The following is a 22433-nucleotide window of genomic DNA, read 5'->3' as shown; positions in this document are numbered from 1 at the left end:
GCTTTTTTGCTTGACGATATCGTGCCTCGATGTTATAATATCGATAGGCGATATCGAGATATGATATTAAGAGAGGAGGCCGGTCCATGGGCAAAAAAGCGATGGAATCCCTCACCGAGACCATGTTTTATGTGCTCATGGCCTTCCGGAAGCAGGCCCTGTGCGGCACCGAGGTGGCCGACTTCGTCGCTCGGAAGACCAAAGGCCGGGTGAACATGGGCCCCGGTACCCTCTACACCATTCTGGCCAAGTTTCAGGAGGAGGGCTTCCTCAAGGAGGTGGCCGTGGAGGGGAGAAAACGGACCTATCAGCTTACGGAATCCGGGGAAAACCGATACCAGGAGGAGGTGGCCCGGCTGCGCGCCTGCGTGGCCGACGCCGACAGCGAGGAGGGAGAGACATGAAGCAGCACGACATGGTACGCAGACTCATCCCGGTAGACTATCTGGATTTGGCTGGCGTGGAGCTGTGGCTGGAGGAGATGGCGGCCAAGGGGCTCCACTTCCAGGGGGTAGGGGTTTTCTTTGCCCACTTCCAGGCCGGACAGCCGGCTCGGGTCCGCTACCACGCCGAGCCCACGGAGGAAAAGGGGGACCTCCCCCCTGCCCAGACCGCCGAGTATGGCGACATGGGCTGGACCTATGTGGGGCGGCTGGGCCATCTGGCCCTGTTCCGGACGGACGACCCGGACGCCCCCGACTTCCACACCGACCCGGTGGCCCAGAGCTACACCCTGGACCGGATCACCAAAAGGCTGAGCCGTGCGGTCTGGCTGCTCCTGGCCCTGATGGCCGCCCTGGCGGCCTTTCTGGTGTGGGGTGCTCTGGACAGCGCTTTCGGCCCGGTGCTGCGCCTGGTCAAATTCAGCTCTCTCTACTCCGGCACAGTCCTGCTATTGGAACTGGTCTTCATCCTCCATTTTACCTGGGAAGTGTGGGGCCTGTGCCGCCTGCGGAAGCGGCTCCGGGCTGGGGTCCCGGCCCAACGGCCAGACCGCTGGCGGCACACCGGACTGGTGCGGCAGGGCTATACTCTTCTGCTGTCTGTGGCCGCCCTCATTCAGATCGGCTCCACCGCCGCCTATTTCGCCGGGGTGACCAAGTGGGATCTGGAGCTCTCCGCCCTGGACCGCCCCGCCCCGGTGCTCTCCCTGGCGGAGCTGGAGGGAGACGGCTATGCTCCAGACCCCTTCGGCTATCCCGGCTATGAGGGCCCCGACCGGAACAACTTCGTCTCCTATGAACGCAAACCCCTGGCCAGGATCTACCAGGTAGACCAGGCAGGGACCGTGGCCGGGGAGCGCCGCCGTTTGGATCTGGAGTGGTACGACCTGACCCTCCCCTTCCTGGCCGGTCCCCTGCTGGAGGACCTGATGGACTACGAGCTCTATGACCTCCGCTATGTGCCGGAGTGGTATACTGTGGAGGAGCTGTCCGCCCCTGGCTTTGACCAGCTGGTGGTGGCGGAGGACGTGGACTACGGCGGCCAGTGGCTCTTCGCCCGACTGGGGAGCCGGGTGCTCTGTCTGGACTACACTGGAGACCACGACCTGACGGAACAGCTGGACCGGGTGGCCGCCCTTCTCCAATGGGATGGGTAAGGATTCCATCGAACAGGTGTTTGACTAACTGGATTTCCTGTGATACACTGGAACAAAGGGGGTGGGGACATGGACCGGACCATTCTACACTGCGACCTCAACGGCTTTTATGCCTCGGTGGAGTTGCGGGACAAGCCGGAGCTGAAAGACAGACCGGTAGCGGTGTGCGGCGACCCGGAGAGCCGACATGGCATTATCCTGGCCAAAAATGAAGTCGCCAAGAAATTCCAGGTCAGAACGGCGGAGACCATCTGGCAGGCCCGGCGGAAATGCCCCGACCTCGTCCTCCTCCCCGCCCATCACGACCAGTACCGGCTCTGGTCCAAGCGGGTCAACGCCATCTACGAGCGGTATACCGATCTGGTGGAGCCCTTCGGCATCGACGAGAGCTGGCTGGACATTACCGGCTCCATGCACCTCTTCGGAGGAGACGGCAGAGCCATCGCCGACCAGATCCGCAGGACGGTGCGGGAGGAGACCGGCCTTACCATCAGCGTAGGGGTCTCCTTTAACAAGGTCTTCGCCAAGCTGGGCAGCGACCTGAAAAAGCCGGACGCTACCACGGTCATCACCCGGGCCGACGTGCCGGAACGGGTGTGGCCTCTGCCGGTGACTGATCTTCTTTTCGTGGGCCGGGCCTCGGCCAGAGTACTCAGTCAGTACGGCGTCCACACCATCGGGGATCTGGCCGCCTTTGGGCGGGAGGGCCTGGAGCGGCTGCTGGGCAAGCAGGGCGGACAGCTCTATGAGTACGCCGCCGGCCTGGAGCACAGCCCGGTGACCCGCGCTGGGGAGACTCCGCCGCCCAAATCGGTGGGCAACGGCATTACCTTCCGGCGGAACCTGGTGGGCTGGCAGGACGTCCACACCGGAGTGGCCCTCCTCGCCGACAGCGTAGCCGCCCGACTGCGGAAGCATGCCATGCGGTGCGCCACCGTTCAGGTCACCATACGGGACCCAAATTTCAAGGACATCTGCCGCCAGACCCGTCTGGAGGTCCCATCCTGTACCGCTCAGGACATTGGCCGGGCGGCTCTGAGCCTTATCCAGTCCTCTTGGAGCGGCAGCGCCCCCATCCGCGCCCTCACCATCACGGGACAGAATCTGATCCCCGAAGGGGAATCCGGGGAACAGCTGGACCTCTTTGCCGCTGACGCACCCCCGCGTCGGGAACGGAGGGAGCAGTTGGAGCGGACGGTGGACGGCATCCGAAGCAAGTACGGCAAAAGCGCCATTCGTTCCGCTGTCACCATGGGAGAGGACATCGACCACCCCGCCGGCCACGCCGGCAGCATCCCGCCCCCCGGCGGCTCCGGGCGGGATTAGCACACAGAGGCAAAGAGACCCTCCGCGCTTCGACGCGGAGGGTCTCTCATTTCCCGCTTTGTTTGCTTTTAAGAGATGGTGTAGCTGCCCCGGACCATCACCGTGGCGTCCGCAGCGGCCTGGAGCCCACGGCCATCGGCGGTAATCAGGTAAAGGTGATTGAGCTGGAGGGCGCCGCCGGAGACCAGCGTGGAGCCGTCCGTGGAGTCCACCAGTCCGGGGGCGGAGTCTGCCACACAGACGGCAGAGCCGCCCCGCAGCAGCAGCTCACAGCCGGTAGCGCCCAGAAGCTGCTGCCCCGCCTTTACGGTCACCACAGAAAAGGCCGACGTGGAAGTATTCGTCCCGCCGGAGGAACCCAAGAGCGCCTCCACCTCCTGGACATAGGCATCCGCAACCCCACCCAGCTTGTCCACCAGGGCCTGCTCCCGGCTGTCCAGCTTGGATTCCACCTGTTTCAGGATGGCAGGGGCGTTCACATCATTGAGATAGCTCATCGTGACCAGAGGGTCGGTCTGACCGCCAGCCGCAGCGCCCAGCAGCAGAGCCAGGGCGCCCACAGAGAGGACGGCGGTGAGGACCGTTTGGGGACGATTCTTCATATGTAACCTCCAATTTACAAAGGAGGGAGGCGGCCGGACCGATGGCCGGCCACTCCCCTTATACCAGTTCTTCCGGATGCAGGCCAAAGCTGACGGCGATGGCAGAATCCACCCGGTGCATCAGTTTTTCGTCCAGGCGGCCCATCCGTTCCCGCAGCCGCCGTTTGTCCAGGGTCCGGATCTGCTCCAGGAGAATCACCGAATCCTTGGGCAGACCATAGCTCATGGCGGCCAGTTCAATGTGTGTGGGGAGCTTGGCCTTCCCTGTCTGGGATGTGATGGCGGCTGCAATGACCGTAGGGCTGTGCCGGTTCCCGGTGTCATTCTGAATAATCAGCACCGGGCGGACGCCGCCCTGCTCACTTCCCACCACGGGGCTCAAATCGGCATAAAAAATATCGCCGCGTTTCACGCTGTTGTCCACGTATGCTCACACTCCGCTGGAAGATAGTGCCCAGCGTCACCAAGGCCAAAGCCCTATGTAACGCCGACACTATGATTCTCCCACGGGGCGGCGGGAATTATACGCCAGGTCTCTAAAATCGGGGCGCGGCGGGCCATCCCGCCGCCTGCCCGGCGGATCCTCCCCCTTCAGCATATGCCAAACAGAGGAGCTGCGTTCAGCTCTCCCGGTAGAGCCGGGGCACCCGGGGGGAGACGTCGCAGAGGAGCTCGTATGGAATGGTGCCCGCCAGCGCAGCGCCGACCTCCACCGGCACATTGTTGCCGTAGAGGGTCGTCTCATCGCCGGGCTGAACCTCCATCAGATCCGTGACATCGGCCATGCACATGTCCATACATACACGGCCCACCAAGGGGGCCTTCCCTCCCCGGACCTCCACCGCCAGCTGATCGGAAAACAGCCGGAAGTAGCCATCCGCGTAGCCCACGGGCAACACAGCCAACCGGCTGTCCCGCCCCAGAACATGGGTGCAGCCGTAGCTTACCGGCGTACCGGCAGGCAGGGTCCGCACCGCCGCCACACGGGTCTTCAGCGTCATCACCGGCTCCAGAGGACAGGTGTGCTCCATACCGGGGGCGGGATAGTGTCCGTAGAGGGCGATCCCAGGCCGGATCATATCCAAATGGGTACACGGATAGTTTAACACAGCGGCGCTCGCGGCGCAATGGCGAATTGGGAAGGTCACACCCTCCTCCTTCAAGGCGTCCAGCAGGTCCAGGAACCGGGTGAACTGCGCCATGGTATACGCCTCGTCCCCATCCGCATCGGCAAAGTGGGTGAAGATACCCTCACAGTCCAGGCCGGGCAGGGCGTACACGCGGCGGATGTCCTCCTCCGCCCCCTGGCTCCACAAAAAGCCCAGCCGGGACATCCCGGTATCCACCTTGAGGTGGACCCTGACCCTTTGGCCCGCCGCTGTACCCGCGGCGGAGAGGGCCTGTGCCGTCTCCAGATCCCCCACCGTCTGGGTGATCTCATACTCCATCAGAACGTCCGCGTACTCCACCGGCGTCACGCCGAGGATCAGGAGCGGAAGGCCGATCCCCGCCGTGCGGAGCTCCACTGCCTCGTCCAGGCAGGCCACCGCCAGATAGTCCGCTCCCAGCTCCTCCAGCTTCCTGGCCACCGGCACCGCTCCGTGACCATAGGCATTGGCCTTCACCACGCCCAGGAATTTACAGTCCGGCTCAGTCAGGTCCCGCAGGGCGTGGTAATTTCGCGCCAGCCGCCCCAGGTCGACCTCCGCCCAGGTCCTCTTTTGTGCACCCTCCATGGTCTATGTCTCTCCTTCATTTTGGGGCTGCCTCTCCCCCGCTTTTTCTTTGACAAAGGATCTGACCTCGCAGGTAATGACCCTCTGTCCATCTACGCTGATCTCTCCCCGCAGCAAATTTCCGGTTGAAGGATCAAACCAGAGGGTGTGCTCTGTCCCCACCCCCGGCTCCCCCTCCGGGTCCCGGCAGAGAAGCCGCAGACACTCCTGCTCGCCCAGAATGTCAAAGCCGCTCTCGGCAATAAAGCCCTCTGCCGCCGCACGGAGCAGCTCAGGGGCGGCGCTCAGAGGGGAAAGCCCACTCTCATCCAATGGCCCCGTCTCCAGGCTCACGCCGTCAAACTCCAAAAAGGTCTTCCCCTCGGCAATTCGGGCGGTGATCCCCGCCAGTTCCTCCGGCTCTGTCACGGAAAGGGTCGTTTCGCCCTCCCTCTGCCAGTCCAGCGCGATGGTATAGTCGTATACACGGCGACCATAGTCCGCCTCCACCTCCATCTGGGCCGTCACCCGCTCCAGACCGAGATACTCGCCCCGGAGATCCAGGGTCAGCTGATCTGCCTTGTCCATGCTCCCCCCACCGCAGCCGGAGAGCAGAAGACACAGGGTCATCATCAGTGCGGATGCCGTTCTGCGCACAGCTCCGCCTCCTGTTCTGATTTTCGGTGCTCAGCTCTGCTGCCCGGCGATCTCCTTGAGCACAGCGGGAAGGCAGTCGATCATATCCCCCGGGGTCATGCCGTATTCTCCAAGGGTCTCGGCGCACCGGTCCCCCGCCATGCCGTGCAGGCAGACCGCCATCGGAACCGCCGTCCGGGGTGGGAGTCCCTGGCCTAACAGAGAGAGGATGATTCCGCTGAGAACATCGCCGCTCCCTCCCTTGGCCATGCCGGGATTTCCGGTGGTGTTCACATAGGCATCACCGTCCGGGAAAGCCGTGATGGTCCGGTGACCCTTGAGCACCAGCACGCATCCGTGTTCAGCGGCAAAGGTCCGTGCGGCCAAGAGCCGGTCCCCGGCGGAGAGGTCCCCGCCCAGCCGGGCAAATTCTCCGTCGTGAGGCGTGAGCACCGTACACGCGCCACGGCGGGCGTCCAGTCCATCTATATGCCCGGCCAGGGCATTTATGCCGTCGGCGTCCACCACCATGGGGAGATGGGCTGTGCGCAGCACATGCCTAACCACCGAGCTTACGCTGTTGCTCCGCCCCAGTCCCGGGCCGACCAGGCAGACCCCGCAGAGCTCCAGCCGCCGCAGGACCTCCTCCGCCGCCTCCAGAGAGAGCATGCCGTCCTTAGAGGACGGAAGGGGGTGTGGCATGGCCTCATCCAGCTTCTGAGCCGCCACGGGCCACACCGGAGCCGGGACCCCCAGTGTGACCAGACCGGAGCCCGTCCGCACCGCCGCCCGGGCGGCCAGCACCGGAGCGCCGCTGTACCCCACACTGCCAGCAAGGATATATACTTTACCATAGTTCCCCTTGTGGGAATCCCTGGGACGCCGGGGCAGATGGAGCTCCCATGGGAACACGGCGTGGAGATCGCTTTCCACCCTGCGCACCAGGTCTGCTGGAATGCCGATGTCGGCCACAGTGAGCCGTCCAGACAGGACGCCCCCCTCCCCCAGCAGATGGCCCGCCTTGGGCAGGGTAAAGGTCACGGTCTCCTCCGCCTCCACCGCACAGCCCAGGACTCGACCAGTGTCGGCCTCTACGCCGCTGGCGATGTCCACCGCGACCACAGGGACGGAACAGGTATTCATCATCTGCACGGCGGTATAGGCGTCTCCCCGCAGCTCGGTGTTGAGCCCGATGCCAAAAAGGGCGTCCACCATCAGATCGCAGTCCAGACACCAGGCAGCAAAGTCCGGATCTACTGTAAAGTCTTCTAGCTTTCCACCCACTGCCTCCAAACGACGTTCCATCTCCCGGCAGTCGGGCGTCATCTTCTCCCGGCGGCCCACCAGAAAGCAACGGATCTCCACGCCCGCCTCCAGCAACAGCCGGGCGGCGGCTACACCGTCGCCTCCGTTGTTTCCGGCGCCGCAGAAGATAGCCGCCCTCCCACGCCCGGTCTCCTCCAGCCGCTCCAGACAGCGTTCTGCCACCGCCGAGGCCGCGCGCTCCATCAAGAGAAGGGACGGAATGCCCCGGTCCTGGATGGCAGCCCGGTCCAGGGCCCGCATTTGTTCCGCAGTGGCGATCTTCATGGGTCCATTCCTCCTAAATCGTTTGCTGTCCCTGCCCCTCTATCTCCATACGGAGGGGGGTAAAGTCTACCCTGCGGTACAGAAAAGCGCCCAGGAACAGGATGATAAAGTTGCTCAGCACCATGGCATACCAGACGCCGGCGCTGCCCACCTCGGTGAACTGTTTGAAGAGCGTAATGAGCGGCAGGCGGACCAGCCACAGCCGCGCGGTAGACATCCAGAAGGCATAGATGGTCCTTCCAGACCCGTTGAACACCCCCAGATAGTTCTGAAACAGAGACATGAGCGGCTGGGTCAGGAGGACCCAGAACATATACTCCACCGCAGCAGTTTGGGTGGCGCTGTCATTGCTGAGGAGGGCCACCAGCTCCTCTCGGAAGGGCAGCAGGAGCAAGCTGCCCGCCACAGCGATGGCCAGGCCGATGTTCCGACTCACCCGATATGCCTGCCTGGCCCGGTCACCGTTGCCGGCGCCGATGTTCTGTCCCACATAGGCCGCCAGCACCGACCCCAGCGCCAGTACTGGCATGAGCAGGATATTGGAGATCTTATTGCCGATGCTGAAGGCTGCCGTCACTGCCTCGCCGTAGCTGAGGATAACCGCTTGGAGTACCAGAAAGCCCAGAGAGCTCAGCGCCTGGCTGAAGGCTGCCGGAGCGGCAATTCTGGTCAGGCGGCAGAGGATGGGCCACGACAGGGTGATGCGTCCCAGCTCCAGGCAGAGCGGCTGCCGCCTGGCAAAGAGAAGATACAGGCACACCGGCGCCACCGCTACATTGCCCAGCACCGTGGCCAGACCAGCGCCGAAGACCCCCAATCCCATACCCTGGACAAAAACAGCGGTAAGCACGATATTGAGCACCACGGCGCTCACCGAAAGTGTCACCGGCGTCACCGTATCCCCCTGTGCCTGGCGCACCGCCTGAAACGCTGCAAAAACAAAGGTAAATACCAGCTCAAAGGAGCGCACCCGCAGATAGGAGACGCTGCAATGCAGGACATCGCCGGACGCGCCGGTGATCGCCATGACCCATGGCGCGCTCAGGTAGAGGAGCACATTGAGTACCACGCCGAAAAGGACCGCCACCATCAGAAGGACACCGGCGTTTTCCCTGGCCTCCTCCTTACGCCCCGCTCCCAGCAGCTGGCTCACCACCGCCACACCGGCCACACCAAAGCCTACCTGAAAAGAGGCAAAAATATTGATGAGGGGCCAGGAGAGGGAGACCCCCGCCTGGGCCGCCACAGAGTTGGCGGTCTGGCCGATAAAAAAGGTATCCACCAGCTCATTGAACGCCTTCATGAAATTGGCCCCGAAGACTGGCAGCGCCAGCGTGAGGAACGCCTTATACAGGTTGGGCTCGTAGAGCAGCAGCGTCCGCCGATCCTGCTTCATACCTCCACCACCTTCTTTTGGGTGCTGAACTGCCCCCCATTATAGTCCTTGGATGCTCTCCCGTCAATTTTATCTTGCATTTTTCTCTCTGATGTGATATAAAGTACATTTGTAAATGTGTAGAAGGGGAAAATAGTGCGTACTCGCCGCCAAGAGAGGTCTGGTCACCGGCTGAAAGCCAGACTGCGGACGCCGCGCTTGGTTCGCCCCGGAGCGGCCCTGGAGACAGGGACGGCGTGGCCCCACGTTATCGGGGCCGAGAGTGCCCGCGCCTGTGCGCGGGAATTGCGGGTGGTACCGCGGAAGGTTTGCCTTTCGTCCCAGAGTGTTGGGACGGAGGGCTTTTTTGTTTATCATAACAATGAAAAAGGAGGTTTCTGTGATGCGTTTGATGGACACCCCCATTCGGGCCGGCTGTTCTCTCTTTCTCACCCTCGGGCTTCTCTGCGGCGGCTGTACCCATCAGCTCCCCACCGCCCAGTCCCCGCTTCCCTCCCAGTCATCCGCAGAGCCGGAACTCGAAGTGTCTACCCTCCCCCCGTGGTAAATTCGCCTAAATTTTCCTATAATTCACATTCTGGCTCGATCTACATTCTCATGTATCATCACTTCGTGGAAAACCCCGAATCCTGCAACGATGTGACCACGACGGCAGAGCGATTCCGTTCTGATCTCCAATGGCTCCGTGACAATGGCTACACCTTTCTCCTGCCGCAGGATCTGGTCTATGGAGCGACGCTCCCGGACAAAGGCATAATGGTCACCATTGACGACGGTTACGCCAGCTGCTACCATACTGCATTCCCCATACTCCAGGAGCTGGAGGCCAAGGCGGTCATCTCCCTCATCGTATCCGGCCAGGAAAGCGGGGACCCCGGCTTTCTCTCCTGGGATATGTGCAGAGAGATGGTCGACTCCGGTTTGGTGGAGTTTGGGTCTCACACCTTTGACCTTCACCGCTATGATGAGACGTATCACACCTACGGCATTCAGCGCCGCCCGGGAGAGACGCAGGAGGATTATAACAGCCGGGTCCTTCCAGGCCTCCAGCAGAGCGTAGATACCATACAAAAGGAATTGGGACAGGAGGTCCTCTTCTTTGCCTACCCACACGGAAAAACCGAGCCCTGGGCAGATGAATTTCTCCGCACACACTTTTCCGTCACCGTAACCACCCAGGTGGTGCCGGCTTCGCTCAGCGAGGGCTTTTATGCGCTGCCCCGCTATAACATCAATACCACAAACAGCCCCGCCTGCTATCTGCCGGAGGGGTAAAAAGGAGTTATCATCATGAAAGAACAGTTAGCAAACATCCGTGCGACGGCCCTGGCTGCCTTCGACGCCGCCAACGATTCCGCCGCCCTGGACGCGCTTCGTGTCCAGTACCTGGGCAAGAAGGGCGAACTCACCGCCGTATTGAAGCAGATGGGCAAGCTCACCGCCGAGGAGCGCCCCGCCATGGGTCAGCTGGCCAACGAGGTCCGCTCCGCCCTGGAGGAGGCCCTGGAGCGCCGGGGCAGCGAGCTGAAGACCAAGGCCCTGGAGGACCGTCTGGCCGCCGAGGCCCTGGACGTGACCATCCCCGGAACGCCCTACCGGGAAGGCCACCGCCACCCCATGTATATCGCCCTGGACGAGATCAAGGAGATCTTCATCGGCATGGGCTTTACTGTGCTGGACGGCCCCGAGGTGGAGCTGGCCGAGCTCAACTTTGACCGGCTCAACGCAGAGGAGGGGCACCCCTCCCGGGATTGGAGCGATACCTTCTACTTTGATGAGGACTCCCGTGTGATGCTCCGCTCCCAGACCTCCCCCATGCAGGTCCGGGCCATGGACACCATGGAGCTGCCCATCCGCATCATCGCCCCCGGCCGGGTCTACCGCAAGGACGAGGTGGACGCCACCCACTCCCCCATGTTCCATCAGGTGGAGGGCATGGTCATTGACAAGGGTGTCACCATGGCCGACCTGAAGGGCACCCTCAACACCGTGGTGGAGAAGCTCTACGGCAAGGGGACCAAGACCCGCTTCCGCCCCCACCACTTCCCCTTCACCGAGCCCTCCTGCGAGATGGACGTCCAATGCCACAAGTGCGGCGGCGTGGGCTGCCCCACCTGCAAGGGCGAGGGCTGGATCGAGCTGCTGGGCGCCGGGATGATCCACCCCCGTGTGCTGGAGATGGCCGGCATCGACACCAATGTCTACTCCGGCTGGGCCTTCGGCATCGGTCTGGAGCGCACCGCCATGCGCCGCTTCAAAATCGCCGACCTGCGGCTTATCTTTGAAAACGACGTGCGTTTCCTGGAGCAATTCTGAGGCGTCGGTCTCAAAACCTCAGGGCGCAGGATATGCGCCCCCACAAAGCCTGATGTAAGGGAGTTTTATAATATGAATCTATCTCGCAAATGGCTCCGCGAGTTTGTCACTGCGGAGGCCAATGATAAAGACTTTGCCGAAGCCATGACCCTCTCCGGCTCCAAGGTGGAGCTGACCCACGACCTGGGCGAGGAGATCTCCAACGTGGTGGTAGGCCGCCTGCTGTCCATGGAGCGTCATCCCGATTCCGACCACATGTGGGTCTGCCAGGTGGACGTGGCCCAGGACGAGCCCATCCAGATCGTCACCGGCGCCTGGAACATCCATCCCGGCGACCTGATGCCGGTGGCCCTCCACAAATCCACCCTGCCCGGCGGCGTGAAGATCACCAAGGGCAAGCTCCGCGGCGTGGTCTCCAACGGCATGTTCTGCGGTCTCTCCGAGCTGGGCCTGGACACCCGGGACTTCCCCTACGCCGAGATCGTCCCCGCCGCCATCCTGGGGGACTACAAACCCCTGGACAAGGACAAGCCCTCCATTTCTGCCGATATCCAGCCCGGAGACAAGGTCTATGGACCCGTGGTCTGTGCCAAGGTGACTGCGGTCACGGCCACCGGCTACTCCACCTATGAGGTGGCTCTGGATACCGGCGACGGCTCCGCCGCCGTCTCCACCACCTGTCCCAATCTCCACGCCGGCGATCTGGTGGCCTACAACACCAAAACAAACGCCATCTGCACCCTCTCTGACCTACACGCCGAGCAGAAGGAGTTCCCCCACTGCATCCCCGACGGCATCTTCATCCTCCACGAGGACTGCCAGCCCGGCGACGACATCAAGCCCGTCATTGGCCTGGACGACCATGTGGTGGAGTTCGAGATCACCCCCAACCGCCCCGACTGTCTGTCCGTCATCGGTCTGGCCCGAGAGGTGGCCGCCACCTATGACGCCCCCCTCTCCCTCCACCAGCCGGTGGTGAGCGCCGAGGGCGAGGGCTCCCTGGTGGAGCTGCTGGATGTGGAGACCCCCGCCGCCGACCTGTGCCCCCGGTACACCGCCCGGATGGTCCGGAACGTGAAGATCGGCCCCTCCCCCAAGTGGATGCGGGAGCGGCTGCGGGCCATGGGGGTGCGCCCCATCAACAACATCGTGGACATCACCAACTATGTCATGCTGGAATACGGCCAGCCCATGCACGCCTTTGACTACCGCTATGTAAAGGGCGGAAAGATCATTGTCCGCCGGGCGGAGGAGGGCGAGAAGCTCACCACGCTGGACGGCAAGGAGCATACGCTCAGCGCCAACCATCTGGTCATCGCCGACGAGCACCGGGCCGTGGGTCTGGCCGGCATCATGGGCGGCGAAAACTCCGAGATCGTCTCCGACACCGCCGACGTGGTCTTTGAGTCCGCCTGCTTTGACGGCACCTGCATCCGCAAGGGTGCTCTGGCCCTGGGCATGCGCACCGAGGCCAGCGCCAAGTTTGAAAAGGGCCTGGACCCCATGAACACGCTCCCCGCCGTGGACCGCGCCTGCGAGCTGGTGGAGCTGCTGGGCGCCGGTCAGGTCCTGCCCGGCGTCATCGACATCCTCAATTATGTGCCCCAGCCCAGGGTCCTTAAGCTGGAACCCAACCGCATCAACGGCCTGCTGGGCACCGACATCGCCGCCGACGAGATGGTCCGCATCCTGAAAAAGCTGGACTTCACCGTGGAGGGCGACCAGGTCACCGTCCCCTCCTGGCGCGGCGATGTGATCGGCATGGCCGATCTGGCGGAGGAAGTGGCCCGTTTCCACGGCTACAACAACATCCCCACCACCCTCATGCGGGGACAGACCACCCTGGGCGGCTACTCCGAGGAGGAGAAGCTGGAGCGCCAGCTGGACTCCATGTGCCGGGCCATGGGCCATGACGAGATCATCACCTACTCCTTCATCTCCCCCACCGCCTACGACAAGATCCGCTGGCCCCAGGACTACTTTGCCCGCAAGAGCTTCAAGATCCTCAACCCCCTGGGGGAGGACACCTCCATCATGCGCACCACCACCCTCCCCTCCATGCTGGAGATCCTCACCCGCAACTACAACTACCGCAACCAGAACGTGAAGCTCTACGAGGTGGGCCGGATCTATCTCCCCGGCGGAGAGGACGGCCTGGCCAACGAGTCCAAGGTCCTCACCCTGGGCGCTTACGGCAGCGACATGGACTTCTACGCCATGAAGGGCGTCATCGAGGCCATTCTCAAGGACCTGCGGGCGGCGGACGTCCGCTTCGAGCCCTGCACGGACAATCCCTCCTACCACCCTGGCCGCTGCGCCGCGGTGTGGGCCGGCAGCGACTGCATCGGCGTGTTCGGCCAGGTCCACCCCCTGGTGGCCCAGAACTACGGCGTGGACGCCGAATTTTACTGCGCCGAGCTCAGCCTGGACGAGCTGGCTCTGGCCAAGGGTCCCGACCCGGAGTATGTCCCCCTGCCCAAGTTCCCCGCCGTCACCCGGGATATCGCCGTGGTGTGCGAGGAGAAGGTCACCGTGGGCCAGTTGGAGGAGTCCATCCGCAAGGGGGCCAAGGGCCTGCTGAAGGACGTCTCCCTCTTCGATATCTACCGCGGCAAGGGCGTGGCCGAGGGCAAGAAGTCTGTGGCCTTCAACCTGGTCCTCCGGGCCGATGACCGCTCTCTCACCGCCGAGGAGGCTGACCAGGATGTAAAGAGCATTCTGGAGACCTTGGAGAAGGAGCTGGGCGCTGTTCTGCGCTGAGCAGTTGACTTGCCTCATGGGTCCCCGCAAATGCTCTGCATTTGCGGGAATGCCCTCTAAAACGCCAAGACCTTAAATCTTCATAAATTTTCATCCCCACCCCCTTTACACCTGAGCACATTTCGAGTACAATAAGAGCATCTCTGCTGGATGGTGCATACTATATTTTGTGTGCCTGTCCAAAATCGTACCAAACGGGAGGTGTTTCCGACATGGAGATCGATTTTACGCGCAAATTCAACCTCAATGAGGACCGGGATGAGGAGATCAAGGCCATTTTGACCGCCGTCTACAATGCCCTCCAGGAAAAAGGGTACAACCCCATCAACCAGATCGTCGGTTACATTCTGTCCGAGGACCCCACCTATATTACCAACTACAACAATGCCCGCTCCCTCATCCGCAAGCTGGACCGGGACGAGCTGCTCCAGGAGCTGGTGAAGAAATATCTGGCGACCTGACCGCGTAAACAGAAGCAAAAACGTGCCTGCGTGTGACCACGCAGGCACGTTTTTTATCTGTTGCAAATATAAGTCAAACGGGACGGCAGATATGTCTGCCGTCCCGTTTGACGGTCCTCTGCCTGCGGCAGAGCTGAAACTTGCAGTCGGTGACCGTCCGGGTAAATTCCAGCCCCTCAGGAAAAGGTCTGCTTCAAGATGGCAAGCCCCTTGTCCATTTCATCTCTGGTGATGGTCAGCGGCGGCAGCAGCCGCAGGGCGGGGCCCGCCGTCAGCACCAGCAGTCCATTGTCCATAAGCTGGCCTGCGATCTCCCGGTTGGTCTGGCCGGGTCTCACCTCCACGCCGATCATCAGTCCCCGTCCCCGGGTCTTGCCCAGGCAGGGCAGATCCATGGCCTCGATGGCGCTGCGCAGGTAGTTCCCCTTGTCAGAGATCTCCCCCATCATCTCCTCGCTGAGGATGTCCAGGGTGGCCAGGGCGGCAGCGGCACAGATGGGGTTGCCCCCGAAGGTGGTGGCGTGGGTACCGGGCCCCAGCACGTTCCTGCACTTCTCCCCCACCAGGAAGCCGCCGAAGGGCAGACCGCCGGCGATCCCCTTGGCAAAGGAGACGGCGTCGGGCAGGATGCCGTACTGCTGATAGCAGAACAGCGTGCCGGTCCGGCCGATGCCGGTCTGGACCTCGTCCACCAGCAGCAGCCAGTCCCGCTCGGCGCAGAGAATGGCCAAATCGTGGACGAAGGATGGCTCCAGGGGCCACACGCCGCTCTCCCCCTGGATGAGCTCCAGCATCACGGCGCACACGTCATGGCCGGAGACCTGGGCGATACCGTCCATGGTGGGTTCGGCGCAGCGGAAGCCATCGGTAAAGGGAAAGAAATAGTTGTGGAACACGTCCTGGCCGGTGGCGGACAGGGTGGTCACCGTCCGGCCATGGAAGGAGTTGGTCAGGGTGAGGATGGTCCCCCTCCCCTTCCCATACTTGTCAAAGGAGTATTTCCTGGCCAGCTTGATGAGCCCCTCGTTGGACTCGGCGCCGGAATTGGCAAAAAAGGCCGCCGACATCCCCGCCCGGCGGCACAGCCGCTCAGCCAGAGCCCCGCAGGGCTGGGTATAGAAGAGATTGGACATGTGGCCCAGCTTGGCCGCCTGCACCGCCACGGCGTCCACCCACCTGGGATCGGCCACGCCGATGGAATTGACGCCGATGCCAGAGGTGAAGTCGATGTACTCCTTCCCCTCGGCGCTCCAGAGGGTGGCGTTTTTTCCGTGGTCAATGTCCACCGGGAAGCGATTGTAGGTATGCATCACATACTGGTCATCCCGGGCTTTTATGGTCTGAAAATCCATAGTATTCACCTCATAGCAGCATGGTAGTGCGGACTCGTCCCCCGGGTCTTGCAGAAGGCCCCAAACATCAGCGAGTGGGGATCGGACCTTTCCGTTGTCTCCATGGGGACGACCAACCAGGGTCAGGTCCGGTAGTCCCCGTTGATCTTCACATAGTCGTAGGTGAGATCGCAGCCCCAGCAGGTGGCCTCATGCTCGCCCTCGCTGAGGTCCACGTCGATGACCACCTCGTCCTGGCTGAGGATGCGCTTGGCCGTCTCCTCGTCAAAGTCCACTCCGGCCCCCTGCCGGCACACCAGGAGCTCTCCCACAGCGGAGGAGAACTTCACATCCACATGCTCCGGTCGGAAGGGGGCCTTGGAGTAGCCCATGGCGCAGAGGACCCGTCCCCAGTTGGCATCGGAGCCGAACATGGCCGCCTTCACCAGAGAGGAGCCCACCACCGCCTTGGCCAGACGCTCGGCGGTCTCCTCACTGCGGGCCTTTCGGACCGTGCAGGTGATGAGTTTGCTGGCGCCCTCGCCATCGGCGGCGATAGACCGGGCCATCTGCTCAAAGACGCTGTAAAGGGCCTGATAGAAGAGGGTGTAGCCGTCGTCCTTCCACTCAATAAGGGGGTTTTCCGCCATGCCGTTGGCCAACACCACGCACATGTCATTGGTGGAGGTATCCCCGTCCACCGTCACCCGGTTGAACGTGCGGGGGACGATCTCGTGGAGGGCGTCAGAGAGCAGCTCGTGGGTGATGGCGCAGTCGGTGGTGACGAAGCACAGCATGGTCCCCATATTGGGGTGGATCATACCGGAACCCTTGGCGATGGCGCCGATGGTCACCGTCTTCCCTCCAATGGTACAGGTCACCGCCGCCTCTTTTTTCACCGTGTCGGTGGTCATGATGGCGTTGGCCGCCGCGTCAGAACCATCCTTGGAGAGGGCGGCGGCACAGGCGGGCAGCCCGGCCCGGATGGCGGCAATATTGAGCTCCTGGCCGATGACGCCGGTGGAGGCCACCACGAAGTCGCCGGGATTCAGACCGGTGGCCTGGGCGGCCAGCCTGCACATCTCCTCGGCGTGCGCACGGCTGTTGGGGGCGCAGGCGTTGGCGTTGCCGGAGTTTGCCACGATGGCCTGGGCCTCGCCATTTTCCAGGTGGTCCATGGTGACATACAGGGGGGCCGCCTTCACCCGGTTCATGGTGTAGACCGCCGCTGCGGCGCAGGGCTGCTCGGAGACGATGAGGGCCAGGTCCCTCTTGCCCTCCGGCACCTCCGGCATCTCGCCCATGGGGGGCTGATCGACGTCCCCCTTTCCCTTTTTTACGCCGCAGTGGACGCCCGAGGCGGTAAAGCCCTTTGGGGCGGTCACGCCGCCGGAGACCTGCTTCATATCACACAACTCCTTCGTCATCACAGGCTCAGCCCCGTGGTCTCAGGGAAGCCCAGCATCAGATTCATATTCTGGACCGCCGCACCGGAGGCCCCCTTGCCCAGATTGTCGAAGAGGGCAGTCACGATGATCTGCTCCTCATGGCCGGAAACCACCAGCGCCAGGCTGTCCTTCCCCGCCATGGTGTTGGCCGCCAGGAAGGCGGCCTCCTTCTGATAGGGCAGCACCTTCACTGCTGCCTCCCCCTCATAGTACCGGGCCAGCATCTCGCTGACGTCTTCCGCCGCGGGATGGCCGGACAACAGGGAGACCGGCAGCATCAGGGTGGTGGCCATTCCCTTATCATAGTCGTCCACCACGGGACAGAAAACCGGCGGCTGGGTGAGACCGGCGTAGGTCTTCATCTCTGGCAAGTGCTTATGCCGGAGCGTGGTGCCGTAGATCCTGGGACTGTACAGGTCTTCCGCCTTCTCACTCTTTTCGTAGTCGGCGATCATCTTCTTCCCGCCGCCGGAATAACCGGTGAGGGAGAAGCAGGTGACAGCGGCCTCTTTGGGCAGAACGCCCATGGCAGTCAACGGGGCGGCGGCGGCCAGGAATCCAGTGGCGTGGCAGCCCGGATTGGCCACCCGCCGGGCAAATTTGATGCGCTGGCGCTGTCCGGCCAGCAGCTCCGGAAAGCCGTACGTCCACCCCTCCGCCGTCCGATGGGCGGTGGAGGCGTCGATGACCCTGGTCTTCTCATTTTCAATGAGCCCCACTGCCTCTACGGCTGCGGCATCAGGCAGACAGAGGAAGACCAGGTCGGCCTCATTGAGGAGCTTTTTTCGCTCCGTCAAGTCTTTTCGCTTGTCAGGCTCGATGCGAAGAAGCTCAATGTCCTCTCGCTCCCCCAGCCGTTCATAGATCTGGAGGCCGGTGGTGCCCTCCTGTCCGTCAATGTAGATCTTTGGTCGGTTCATATGGTCAGTTCCCTTCTGCACATCCGGTTTGCCGCATGCTCCATTTTTCTGGTCGTCTCAAATGCGACGTGCCAATCATACGCCCAATGGAACCGGATTGCAACCATAAATCCTGTCCCGCCCATTGATGCAGGTCTTTGCGCTCCCCCGGTGGCGTCACATATGGAACCGACGGCGGACCTCATCCCGGAGCGCGGGACGGCGGCGGACGATGACCAGAGGAATGATGAGGGCCACGCACACGGCGCCCACCACCAGGGACCACCCGGGAGCATAGTCCTGGTGGAGCCAGCGGTCTACATAGAGCTCAATGCTCATGACAAAAAGGCCGATGGCGCCGATGATGAGGGTAACACTGGTGAGGATGGAGCGGCCCCGACTGAGGATGAAGCCCAAAAGCACAACAATGGCTCCGCCGGTAAGGATGATGGGCAGGGCCAGTCCCAGATACCAGCGCAGTCCGTGGAGATCGATGGAAATGAGGTACACATACACGCCCACAGCGCAGGCATCCAGACCCAGGCGGACCCACAGGGGCATGCTGCGGAAGAGAAGGGGCGGCACCAGCCAGATCCACAGCATCCCCGCCGCGCCGATGACATAGAGGGACCAGGGGCGGTCAGCGTGGAGGAAAAAGAGGTTCAACAGCCCGCAGACCACCGCCACCGAACCCAGCATGGCGGTGAGTAGCAGCGCCAGCTCCAGCTTGTTGACTGGCTGCACCTCTGCCCGGCGGCTGGGGAATGGCGGCGGAAGCTCCGTGTCCACCGGCTGCCTGGGGTTGACCACCGGGGTCTGGCAGAGGGGACAGCTGCTTGCAGTGGGGTCCAGCTCCACCCCGCAGTTGACACAGTATGACATCAAAGCGCCTCCTTTTCAGGCGGTCCGGCGGGCCGGGCCGGCCCATTCCGGTTTGAGATGATATTTACATGGATGCCGTCCCGGACCAGGTGACGGAAAAAGTCCCGCTCCACATCGGACTCCTTCACCGTCCCGGCGAAAGTGATCTCCATGGTGTTGCCGTAGCTGATGGAGGCGCAGTTGCTCCGGGCGTTATAGGATTGGCCCAGGACCACCTCCATACGCTGGATGTGGGGGGCCATCTCCGGCGGCACGGTAAAGGCGCCGGGGTTGGTATAGGTCGTGGAATAGGGGCGGCAGCCCACTAGCTTATAGCTCAGGGCCATGCCCAGATTTTTCAGCGGCGCCGGCACGATCTGGAGCAGCCGGTTCTTCTGAAGCATCACATTCCGTGTGATGACGGCCTGCATCTCCTGACGATTGATGTGCAGGCGCATGTGGTGGTGGACCTGGGAGACGATCTCCGAGAAGGTGTAGTCCCCCAGCTCCGGGTCGATCACAGGCCGGACCGTCAAAATAAAATTGCGCAACGTGTGGGAGGGAAAATGGGGCCGCAGATTGATGGGCACCGCCAGCGCCACCGGCAGTTCCCGGCGGCGTCCCTCCCGGCGCTGCTTGGCCAGGATGGACTCAATGAGCACCGCCGAAAGATACTCCGTTACCGAAGCGCCATAGCCCTTGGCCACCGTCCGGAGACGGTCCAGGGGAACCAACCCCATGGTGACGTTGAGGGTATAAAACGGCTCCGGTGTCCCGGTGTTCTGGTACGCCTTGCCCTCCCCCATACCCCGCCGCACCCGGGACTTGGCGTAGCGAAAATAGGAGTCCTCCTGTTCCTCCGCCGCAGGCGGCGCATCCACATCCAACACGCCTCCGGTGTTGGGGATCTGATGGCCCAGTTCCCGGAGGTAGACCGCCAGCAGCGTGCGAAACAGGGTCAGGGCCCCAGCCCCGTCGGCCAGCGCATGAAAGACCTCCAAAGAGATGCGGTGTCCGTAGTAGAAGAAACGGATGAGCCAACCGTCGTCCTCCTTGAACCGCACCGGCTGGCAGGGGTTGCTCATGTCCTCCTTCACAAAGGGGCCGGGGGCGTCGTTCGGCTCAAAATAGTACCAGAACAGTCCCCGCTTGATGTGGACCCGAAAGCCCGGAAAGCGGGGCATGGTCCGATCAATGGCCCGCTGGAGCGCCCGAGGGTCCACCAGCTCTGTCATCACGGCTGAGAAGCGGTAGATTGCCGAATAATTCTCCCGCTGGATGGCGGAGTACATCATGGCAGCGTTGTCCAGACGGTACCATTCCTTTTTCTTTTTCCCAGACACAGCAGCGCCCCCCTTTCCCGCTGGCGCCTGGGCCGCCGTGCCCCCCGCGCCAGAATTTCATTCCCATTATACTATAAGTTCTCCGCCCTTGCAATCCAGGCCGATATCCTGTAAGATAAGGCGTACGGACCACCACACCTGAAGTGATGACAGGAGCATCTATGGAACAAAAAAACAAGATCCGAAAACGTCTCTCTCCTCTCTCCCGCGAGAGCCGCCAGGCCGCCGAGCAAAAGCGTGCCAATGCAGTGATGAACGCCCTCAAGTCCATCCACTCAGCCGCCTCACCCGACTCTATGGCCCCCGAGGATCTGGAGCGCCAGCGCAAGGGTCAGGAGCTGCTGGGCCATCTGGTGGCCCCCATGCTGGGCATGAGCTGGGAGCCCTTCGACCTCCAGGGGATGCCCGCCGCCTGGGTTCGGCCAGAGCGCGGGCACGACAAGCGCCACGTCATTTTATACTGTCACGGCGGCGGATATACCAGCGGAAACCTGGGATATGCCCGCATTCTGGCCGCCAAGCTGGCCGGGGTCACCGGCTATGAGGTGCTGGCGTTTGAATACCGTCTGGCCCCGGAGCACACCTATCCCGCCCCCCTGGAGGACGCCATGAGGGCCTGGGACTACCTCATGCACCTGGGTTACGGCGCCCGGAACGTGGTGGTGGCGGGTGATTCCGCCGGCGGCAATCTGGCCCTGGTGCTCACCATGCGGCTCCGGGATGCTGGCCGCATCCTCCCCCGCCGGCTGGTCCTCCTCTCCCCCTGGACAGATATGACCGCCAGCGGGAAGTCCTACCAGGAGCATCAGGAGGATGACCCCATGCTCACCATGGACTATATCCGGGCTGTGCGGGGCGTCTATGCGCCCGGTCGGGACTTCTCTGTCCCGGAGCTCTCCCCTCTTTTCGGCGATCTGCGGCGGTTCCCTCCTGTACTCATCCAGGTCGGCACCAACGAGATCCTCCTCTCCGACTCGGTACAGCTTCGGGACCGTCTGATCCAGGCCGGCACTCCCTGCCAGCTGGAGATCTGGCCCGACATGTGGCATGTCTTTCAGATGTTCCCCATCAAAAAGGCCGCCCAGGCCATGGACCACGTTGGTCGGTTCCTGCTGGAGCTGGACTAAACGCAAGACCATGACAAATGACCGCCGTCCGGCTGTGCCGGACGGCGGTCTGTTTTCTGCGTTCTGTTCTATCTGCCGGTGCTTCAGCGCAGGTCCTTCACCGCCTGCGCGATGTTCTGGGCGGTGAGACCATAGTGCTCCAGCACCTGGGCGGCGGGGCCGGAGCAGCCGAAGACATCCTGCACGCCCACCCGGCGCACGGGGGTGGGCAGCTTCTCGCTGAGGAGGGCGCACACCGCCTCGCCCAGTCCGCCGATGACGCTGTGCTCCTCGCAGGTAACGATCCGTCCACAGGTCCGGGCACAGTCCAGCACCAGCTCTTCATCCAGCGGCTTCACCGTGGCAAGATCGACCACGCGGACAGAGATGCCCTCTGCGGAGAGCAGCTCGGCGGCGTTCAGGGCTTCCGCCACCATGAGGCCGTTGGCCAGGATGGCGGCATCGGCGCCCTCCCGGAGAATTTCGCCCTTGCCAATTTGGAAGTGGAAGCTGTCCTCGTCATGGATGACGGGGACGGCGGAGCGTCCAAAGCGCATGTAGACCGGTCCCTGGTGCTCATAGGCGGCCTGGACCATGGCACGGGCCTCCACTGCGTCAGCGGGGGACATGACCACCATGCCGGGGATGGAACGCATAACGGCAAAGTCCTCACAGCACTGGTGGGAGGCGCCGTCCTCGCCCACGGAGAGCCCGCCGTGGGTCGCGCCGATCTTCACGTTCAAATGGGGGTAGCCAATGGAGTTCCGCACCTGCTCAAAGGCGCGACCGGCGGCAAACATGGCAAAGCTGGACACAAAGGGCACCAGTCCCATGGCGGCGGCGCCGGCGGCGGCGGCCATCATATTCCCCTCGGCGATGCCGCAGTCAAAGTGCCGCTCGGGAAACGTCTTCTGAAAGGTCCCAGTTTTGGTGGCACCGGCCAGGTCGGCGTCAAAGACCACCAGGTCGTCATGGACCGCGCCCAGCTCCTTGAGGGCGCTGCCATAGCTTTCCCGGGTGGCGATCTTCTTTACATCGGCCAT

The 22433-nt window shown here is 62.7% G+C and carries 20 protein-coding genes; 8 read left to right on the top strand and 12 right to left on the bottom strand.

Translation table 11 applies throughout. The annotated features are described in order from the left end of the window. Nucleotides 1-86: 86 nt before the first annotated feature. The 3 genes from Q0Y09_RS12755 (at nucleotide 87) to dinB (ending at nucleotide 2926) form a co-directional block, all read left to right on the top strand. Entirely contained in the window at nucleotides 87-404 is a 318-nt protein-coding gene (locus Q0Y09_RS12755; protein WP_297722440.1) for a PadR family transcriptional regulator, read from the top strand. Continuing rightward, nucleotides 401-1600, top strand: coding sequence for a DUF2812 domain-containing protein (locus Q0Y09_RS12750; protein WP_297722437.1), 1200 nt, complete (start codon nucleotides 401-403; stop codon nucleotides 1598-1600). The genes Q0Y09_RS12755 and Q0Y09_RS12750 overlap by 4 nt, the downstream gene beginning before the upstream one ends. Nucleotides 1601-1669: 69 nt before the next feature. Continuing rightward, the gene (gene dinB, locus Q0Y09_RS12745; RefSeq protein WP_297722434.1) at nucleotides 1670-2926 is read left to right on the top strand and encodes a DNA polymerase IV; all 1257 of its coding nucleotides are present in this window, start codon (nucleotides 1670-1672) and stop codon (nucleotides 2924-2926) included. Between the two features lie 68 nt (nucleotides 2927-2994). Here the strand turns inward: dinB and Q0Y09_RS12740 are convergent, their stop codons facing one another. The 6 genes from Q0Y09_RS12740 to Q0Y09_RS12715 form a co-directional block, all read right to left on the bottom strand. Then, nucleotides 2995-3528 carry a hypothetical protein gene (locus Q0Y09_RS12740; protein WP_297722430.1) on the bottom strand — a complete coding sequence of 178 codons (534 nt, stop codon included), beginning with the start codon at nucleotides 3526-3528 and terminating at the stop codon, nucleotides 2995-2997. Between the two features lie 58 nt (nucleotides 3529-3586). After that, nucleotides 3587-3952, bottom strand: coding sequence for a type II toxin-antitoxin system PemK/MazF family toxin (locus Q0Y09_RS12735; RefSeq protein WP_204739285.1), 366 nt, complete (start codon nucleotides 3950-3952; stop codon nucleotides 3587-3589). 196 nt (nucleotides 3953-4148) lie between these two features. Then, the gene (alr, locus tag Q0Y09_RS12730) at nucleotides 4149-5264 is read right to left on the bottom strand and encodes an alanine racemase (protein WP_297722423.1); all 1116 of its coding nucleotides are present in this window, start codon (nucleotides 5262-5264) and stop codon (nucleotides 4149-4151) included. Between the two features lie 3 nt (nucleotides 5265-5267). Further along, nucleotides 5268-5900: a hypothetical protein gene (locus tag Q0Y09_RS12725; RefSeq protein WP_297722421.1), complete on the bottom strand. Its 633-nt coding sequence runs from the start codon at nucleotides 5898-5900 to the stop codon at nucleotides 5268-5270. A 30-nt stretch (nucleotides 5901-5930) separates the two neighbouring features. Next, nucleotides 5931-7469, bottom strand: coding sequence for an NAD(P)H-hydrate dehydratase (locus Q0Y09_RS12720; RefSeq protein WP_297722419.1), 1539 nt, complete (start codon nucleotides 7467-7469; stop codon nucleotides 5931-5933). Nucleotides 7470-7482: 13 nt separating this feature from the next. Continuing rightward, on the bottom strand, nucleotides 7483-8865 hold the full coding sequence (locus Q0Y09_RS12715) for an MATE family efflux transporter (RefSeq protein ID WP_297722416.1): 1383 nt from the start codon (nucleotides 8863-8865) through the stop codon (nucleotides 7483-7485). 597 nt (nucleotides 8866-9462) lie between these two features. Between Q0Y09_RS12715 and Q0Y09_RS12710 the strand changes: the two genes are divergently transcribed. From Q0Y09_RS12710 to Q0Y09_RS12695, 4 genes are all read left to right on the top strand, one after another. Further along, complete coding sequence (locus tag Q0Y09_RS12710) at nucleotides 9463-10140, top strand: polysaccharide deacetylase family protein (RefSeq protein ID WP_297722413.1); 678 nt, start codon at nucleotides 9463-9465, stop codon at nucleotides 10138-10140. A gap of 15 nt (nucleotides 10141-10155) precedes the next feature. Continuing rightward, nucleotides 10156-11181 (top strand): phenylalanine--tRNA ligase subunit alpha, encoded by a 1026-nt coding sequence (gene pheS / locus Q0Y09_RS12705; protein ID WP_297722410.1) that lies wholly within the window; start codon nucleotides 10156-10158, stop codon nucleotides 11179-11181. 72 nt (nucleotides 11182-11253) lie between these two features. Then, nucleotides 11254-13941, top strand: a complete 2688-nt coding sequence (gene pheT / locus Q0Y09_RS12700; protein ID WP_297722406.1) for a phenylalanine--tRNA ligase subunit beta — start codon at nucleotides 11254-11256, stop codon at nucleotides 13939-13941. 212 nt (nucleotides 13942-14153) lie between these two features. Next, entirely contained in the window at nucleotides 14154-14402 is a 249-nt protein-coding gene (locus Q0Y09_RS12695; RefSeq protein WP_297722402.1) for an IreB family regulatory phosphoprotein, read from the top strand. Nucleotides 14403-14578: 176 nt separating this feature from the next. Here the strand turns inward: Q0Y09_RS12695 and Q0Y09_RS12690 are convergent, their stop codons facing one another. From Q0Y09_RS12690 to Q0Y09_RS12670, 5 genes are all read right to left on the bottom strand, one after another. Continuing rightward, nucleotides 14579-15754 (bottom strand): aminotransferase class III-fold pyridoxal phosphate-dependent enzyme, encoded by a 1176-nt coding sequence (locus Q0Y09_RS12690; RefSeq protein ID WP_297722398.1) that lies wholly within the window; start codon nucleotides 15752-15754, stop codon nucleotides 14579-14581. Between the two features lie 122 nt (nucleotides 15755-15876). After that, nucleotides 15877-17139, bottom strand: coding sequence for a bifunctional glutamate N-acetyltransferase/amino-acid acetyltransferase ArgJ (argJ, locus tag Q0Y09_RS12685; RefSeq protein ID WP_297722395.1), 1263 nt, complete (start codon nucleotides 17137-17139; stop codon nucleotides 15877-15879). Between the two features lie 20 nt (nucleotides 17140-17159). After that, nucleotides 17160-18101: an N-acetyl-gamma-glutamyl-phosphate reductase gene (gene argC / locus Q0Y09_RS12680; protein ID WP_297722394.1), complete on the bottom strand. Its 942-nt coding sequence runs from the start codon at nucleotides 18099-18101 to the stop codon at nucleotides 17160-17162. Nucleotides 18102-18257: 156 nt separating this feature from the next. Then, nucleotides 18258-18962 carry a DUF6320 domain-containing protein gene (locus Q0Y09_RS12675; RefSeq protein ID WP_297722389.1) on the bottom strand — a complete coding sequence of 235 codons (705 nt, stop codon included), beginning with the start codon at nucleotides 18960-18962 and terminating at the stop codon, nucleotides 18258-18260. Continuing rightward, complete coding sequence (locus Q0Y09_RS12670; RefSeq protein WP_297722386.1) at nucleotides 18962-20284, bottom strand: hypothetical protein; 1323 nt, start codon at nucleotides 20282-20284, stop codon at nucleotides 18962-18964. The genes Q0Y09_RS12675 and Q0Y09_RS12670 overlap by 1 nt, the downstream gene beginning before the upstream one ends. 161 nt (nucleotides 20285-20445) lie before the next feature. On the opposite strand from Q0Y09_RS12670, the gene Q0Y09_RS12665 reads away from it, so the two are divergent. Then, on the top strand, nucleotides 20446-21411 hold the full coding sequence (locus Q0Y09_RS12665; protein ID WP_297722383.1) for an alpha/beta hydrolase: 966 nt from the start codon (nucleotides 20446-20448) through the stop codon (nucleotides 21409-21411). 83 nt (nucleotides 21412-21494) lie between these two features. Here Q0Y09_RS12665 and Q0Y09_RS12660 read toward each other — a convergent pair whose 3' ends face one another. After that, nucleotides 21495-22433 carry a transketolase family protein gene (locus tag Q0Y09_RS12660; RefSeq protein ID WP_297722380.1) on the bottom strand — a complete coding sequence of 313 codons (939 nt, stop codon included), beginning with the start codon at nucleotides 22431-22433 and terminating at the stop codon, nucleotides 21495-21497.

Origin of the sequence: Intestinimonas sp., from assembly GCF_026169115.1 — a bacterium.
Taxonomy (GTDB): Bacteria; Bacillota; Clostridia; order Oscillospirales; family Oscillospiraceae; genus Intestinimonas.
Note: the sequence above shows the minus strand (reverse complement) of the source record. Positions and strands in the feature narration are given on the sequence as shown.

Excerpts from the sequence above, each read along its gene's own strand:
- Q0Y09_RS12755 (WP_297722440.1), top strand. The coding sequence starts at position 87 with ATGGGCAAAAAAGCGATGGAATCCCTCACCGAGACCATGTTTTATGTG.
- Q0Y09_RS12750 (WP_297722437.1), top strand. The coding sequence starts at position 401 with ATGAAGCAGCACGACATGGTACGCAGACTCATCCCGGTAGACTATCTG.
- dinB (WP_297722434.1), top strand. The coding sequence starts at position 1,670 with ATGGACCGGACCATTCTACACTGCGACCTCAACGGCTTTTATGCCTCG.
- Q0Y09_RS12740 (WP_297722430.1), bottom strand. The coding sequence starts at position 3,528 with ATGAAGAATCGTCCCCAAACGGTCCTCACCGCCGTCCTCTCTGTGGGC.
- alr (WP_297722423.1), bottom strand. The coding sequence starts at position 5,264 with ATGGAGGGTGCACAAAAGAGGACCTGGGCGGAGGTCGACCTGGGGCGG.
- Q0Y09_RS12720 (WP_297722419.1), bottom strand. The coding sequence starts at position 7,469 with ATGAAGATCGCCACTGCGGAACAAATGCGGGCCCTGGACCGGGCTGCC.
- Q0Y09_RS12715 (WP_297722416.1), bottom strand. The coding sequence starts at position 8,865 with ATGAAGCAGGATCGGCGGACGCTGCTGCTCTACGAGCCCAACCTGTAT.
- Q0Y09_RS12710 (WP_297722413.1), top strand. The coding sequence starts at position 9,463 with ATGTATCATCACTTCGTGGAAAACCCCGAATCCTGCAACGATGTGACC.
- pheS (WP_297722410.1), top strand. The coding sequence starts at position 10,156 with ATGAAAGAACAGTTAGCAAACATCCGTGCGACGGCCCTGGCTGCCTTC.
- pheT (WP_297722406.1), top strand. The coding sequence starts at position 11,254 with ATGAATCTATCTCGCAAATGGCTCCGCGAGTTTGTCACTGCGGAGGCC.
- Q0Y09_RS12695 (WP_297722402.1), top strand. The coding sequence starts at position 14,154 with ATGGAGATCGATTTTACGCGCAAATTCAACCTCAATGAGGACCGGGAT.
- Q0Y09_RS12690 (WP_297722398.1), bottom strand. The coding sequence starts at position 15,754 with ATGGATTTTCAGACCATAAAAGCCCGGGATGACCAGTATGTGATGCAT.
- argJ (WP_297722395.1), bottom strand. The coding sequence starts at position 17,139 with ATGAAGCAGGTCTCCGGCGGCGTGACCGCCCCAAAGGGCTTTACCGCC.
- argC (WP_297722394.1), bottom strand. The coding sequence starts at position 18,101 with ATGAACCGACCAAAGATCTACATTGACGGACAGGAGGGCACCACCGGC.
- Q0Y09_RS12675 (WP_297722389.1), bottom strand. The coding sequence starts at position 18,962 with ATGTCATACTGTGTCAACTGCGGGGTGGAGCTGGACCCCACTGCAAGC.
- Q0Y09_RS12665 (WP_297722383.1), top strand. The coding sequence starts at position 20,446 with ATGGAACAAAAAAACAAGATCCGAAAACGTCTCTCTCCTCTCTCCCGC.
- Q0Y09_RS12660 (WP_297722380.1), bottom strand. The coding sequence starts at position 22,433 with ATGGCCGATGTAAAGAAGATCGCCACCCGGGAAAGCTATGGCAGCGCC.